At 67.6% G+C, this 3,879-nt stretch carries 4 protein-coding genes; 3 read left to right on the top strand and 1 reads right to left on the bottom strand.

Annotated features, from left to right (window positions below; genetic code table 11):
* The 3 genes from Q0W90_RS23650 to Q0W90_RS23640 form a co-directional block, all read left to right on the top strand.
* On the top strand, positions 1-742 hold a 742-nt coding region (locus tag Q0W90_RS23650), incomplete at its 5' end, for an LLM class flavin-dependent oxidoreductase (protein ID WP_297777015.1).
* An 11-nt stretch (positions 743-753) separates the two neighbouring features.
* Positions 754-1,833, top strand: a complete 1,080-nt coding sequence (locus Q0W90_RS23645; protein ID WP_297597910.1) for a dihydrodipicolinate reductase — start codon at positions 754-756, stop codon at positions 1,831-1,833.
* Positions 1,834-1,878: 45 nt separating this feature from the next.
* Positions 1,879-2,853, top strand: a complete 975-nt coding sequence (locus Q0W90_RS23640; RefSeq protein WP_297777013.1) for an LLM class flavin-dependent oxidoreductase — start codon at positions 1,879-1,881, stop codon at positions 2,851-2,853.
* Positions 2,854-2,856: 3 nt separating this feature from the next.
* Here Q0W90_RS23640 and Q0W90_RS23635 read toward each other — a convergent pair.
* A partial coding sequence (locus Q0W90_RS23635; RefSeq protein ID WP_297777011.1) for an ABC transporter substrate-binding protein occupies positions 2,857-3,879 on the bottom strand: 1,023 nt, incomplete at its 5' end.

Genomic DNA, 3,879 nt, shown 5'->3' with positions numbered 1-3,879 from the left:
GTTGTGGGACCCCGTGCGGCTTGCCGAGGAAATGGCCGTGTTGGACCTGATCAGCAGGGGGCGGGTGTCGTATGCGTTCGGCGTCGGGCACCGCAGCCAGGAGTACGACCACTTCGGCGGCGACATGGCCACCCGCGGCCGGAAAGCGGACGAAATCCTCGCCGTGCTCGGCCCACTGGTGCACGGGGAACCCGTCGAATATCGGGGCCGCATGGTGCGCGTCACCCCGCGGTGCGGTACGTCCAGCGGACCGATGGTGCTCGTCGCCGGCGGCAGCAAGGCCGCCGCGCGACGCGCCGGCAGGTTCGGGCTGGGCTTCGTCTCCCAGACCGATTCGCCCGGCCTGAAGGAGTTCTACGAGGAGCAGTGCCGGGCACATGGGCATGACCCCGGGATCGTCCAGTTCCCCGTCCCGGGGCTTCCCACAGCGGTTTTCGTTGCCGACGACGTGGACCAGGCCTGGGATGAGTTGGGCCCGCACCTGTTGCACGACGCGGTGATGGCCGCGTCCTACCGCCCGCAGGACAACTCGGTGGCCAGCATCACCCGGGCCGACAGCGTGGACGCACTGCGCGAAGAGGGCGGCCCCTACCGCATTTTCACCTCCGACGCGGCAACGGACTACGTCCGCGGCGGCCGGCCGCTGCCACTGCATCCGCTGTGCGGCGGTATCGCCCCCGACGTTGCCTGGCCCTATCTCGAACGCGCCGCGGCGGCCGCCGCGCGTGTCGCCGCCCAGTAAGGAGAGCACCGGTGTCGATCGAAAAGCCCCTGCGGACCGTCGTGTGGTCCACCGGCGGAGTCGGTAAGGTGGCGATCGACGCGATCAGCCGCCGGCCGGATCTGGAACTCGTTGGGGTATGGGTACATTCACCGGACAAGGTCGGTCGAGACGCCGGCGAGTTGGCCGGCGGCGCACCGCTCGGTGTGACCGCCACCGGCGACGCCGACGCGCTGATCGCCCTGGCGCCGGACTGCGTGGTGTATGCGGCGAGCGGCCCCGAACGCGACGGGGCGGCGGTGCCCGATTATGTGCGGCTGCTGACGGCCGGTATCAACGTCGTGTCGACGTCGTCGACCAGCCTGGTGCATCCGCCGTCGTATTTCGCCGCGGATTGGCGCGATCAGCTCGAGGCGGCGGCCGAGGCCGGCGGTGCCTCGTTCTACGTGTCGGGGATCTTTCCCGGGTTCGCCTCCGATCAGCTCGCGCTGCTGATGACGACGCAGTCAAAGCACATCCGGACCATCACGGCCAGCGAGGTAGCCCTCAACGACCACTACCCGGTGGCCGACGTGATGATGAACGGGATGGGGTTCGGCCATCCGCTGGAATTCCAACCGATGCTTTCCACGCCCGGTTTCATCGAAATGGCTTGGAGAGCACCGATATGCCTGATCGCCAGCGGCCTCGGGGTCGAGGTGGAAGAGGTGCGCGGCTCCCTCGACCGAGCGTTGGCCGATCGCGACATCGAGGTGGCGTTCGGCACCATCAGGGCGGGCACCTGCGGCGCCGTGCGGACCCGGGCGGCGGGCGTGGTGAACGGGCGTGAGGCCATCGTGATCGAACACGTCATCCGGATGGCGCGCGACGTCGCGCCCGATTGGCCGACATCGGAGTTCGACGCGACCTATCGGGTCGACATCGACGGTGATCCCGACGTCCACTGCGTGATGACGCTGGGGGAGGCGCAGGGCCACGGCGCGGGGCACGCCGCCATGGCGTCGACGGCGATGCGCGTCGTCAACGCGATTCCCTATGTCGTGGATGCGCCCCCGGGCTTGCTGAGTTCGCTGGACATCCCCACGACTCTCCCGCTTTACGCCTTCGACTGAACGTGTAACGTACGCCACAACGATCAGGCTATCCAGGAGTTTGCCGTGTACACGCTGCGCTTCGATATGCGCGACCCTGAATGGGCCGCGCCCCCAACCGATCTGTACGCCGCGGCACCCGAAATGTGTGCGTGGGCCGAGGAACACGGTGGCCTCGCGGCCGTGCTGTGTGAGCACCACGGATCCGAGGACGGCTACCTGCCGTCGCCGTTTTTGCTGGCCTCGGCGGTGGCCGCGCGAACGCAGCGTCTCGCGCTGAGCCTGATCCTGATCCTTCCGTTCTACGAAACCGTGCGTCTCGCCGAGGACATGGCGGTCCTCGACATTCTCAGCAACGGGCGGGCGTCGTACATCCTGGCGCTGGGCTACCGGCCCGAGGAGTTCGAGCACTTCGGCGTGCCCATCAAGAAGCGCGGTCGCCTCTGCGACGAGAAACTCGCGCTGCTGCGGCGACTGCTTGCCGGTGAAACCGTGGTCGAAGACGGTCGGAAGATCACGGTGACACCCCGCCCGCTGACCGCCGGCGGCCCGGGACTGATGTGGGGTGGGGGAACTTTGGCGGCGGCCCGCCGGGCGGGCAGGTACGGCCTGGGCATGCTGGGCAATGCCAACGCGCCGGGCATGCAGGAGGCCTATGAAGAGGCATGCCGCGAGCACGGCCACACGCCCGGGCCGACGATGTTTCCCGACCGCAACACCCCCTCGGTCGTGTTCGTCGCCGACGACGTCGATCGGGCGTGGAAGGAGATCGGCGAACATCTGCTGCACGACGTGCGCACTTACGCCGCGTGGAATCCCGGGGACGAGACGACGGCCGGCTTCAGCCACGTCAACACCGTCGACGAGCTGCGGGAGACGGGGACGTCGCACGTGATTATCTCTGTGCCGGAAGCGGTTTCGTGGGTTCGCGCCGGCAAGGTGCTCAATCTTTCGCCGTTGTGCGGCGGGCTGCCGCCGGACATCGCGTGGACCTATCTCAAGCGGGTGGGCGAAATCGTGCTGCCCGAGGCGCTCGGCTGATCCCTACTCCTCGCCGAAGCGATCGACGAGGTGTGAATTGACGCCGTCGGCGTCGAGGCGGCGCGCCACCAGATAACCCGCACCCACCCAGGCGCGCCGCGACCAGTTACCGAACGATACGCGCGTCCCGGGAGCACCGGACGCGGCCGGCATCATCTTGATGCGTTCGAGCGCCTCCTTGACGCCTCGCGGGCTCAGCGGGTGGGCATCGGAGAGCGCCCGCAATAACGTGAACGCCACATCCCGATTCACCACGGGCACACACCATTCCGGCCGCCGGCCATAGGCCTGGTGGTATTCGTCCAGGAATTTCTGCCCGACGATGTTGCCCTCGTCGTACTGGTCGACCCCCGTCCAGCCCATGAAGGCGTTCCACATGATGGGGTTGAGCCACGCGTTCTGGAAGGCGGTGCCGCAGAATCGGGGCGGGTCCCACGCGAGCGCCTCCAGCGCCGGGTTGACGAACACGATCCCGAAGCCGAATCCGCAGTGCACGATGGCCTGCGCCTTGGCCTCGCGCAGCGCCCGCACGGCTTCGGTCACGTCCCCGGCGGTCTGGGCGATGGACGCCTCGGCCACGATGCGAATACCCTTGCGCCGGCACGCATCCCGGAGGCTTTTTACGTAGGCCTCGCCGACCAGGGATTGCTCGACGAGCACGCCCACCTCGGTGTGACCGCCCTTGGCCAGCAGGTCAGACCAGAAGATCGGCTCGTCGGTGTGCGAGCCCATCGGAAATGCGAAGAACCACTCGCCGAGCGCGGCGTCGGACCCGGTGACGCTGATGCAGGGAACCTTGAAGCGTTCCTCGATGGCTTCTCGGGTCGGAATGGCGTTGTCGCCGATATTGGGACCGAACACGGCCAGACAGCCCTCGTCGCACAATTCGCCGTAGGCGTCGATGACCGCCTTGACCGAGCCCTTCGGCAGCCCTTCCACTTCGCGGTAGATGATCTCGATCGGCCGGTCGATCAGCCCTTGCTCGACGCCCTTGTTGAAGACCAGGTCGAAAGGCTGTGTCAGGTC

The sequence above is a fragment of the Mycobacterium sp. genome (assembly GCF_025933915.1).
Lineage (GTDB): Bacteria > Actinomycetota > Actinomycetes > Mycobacteriales > Mycobacteriaceae > Mycobacterium.
This window is presented reverse-complemented; position numbering and strand designations above follow the sequence as displayed.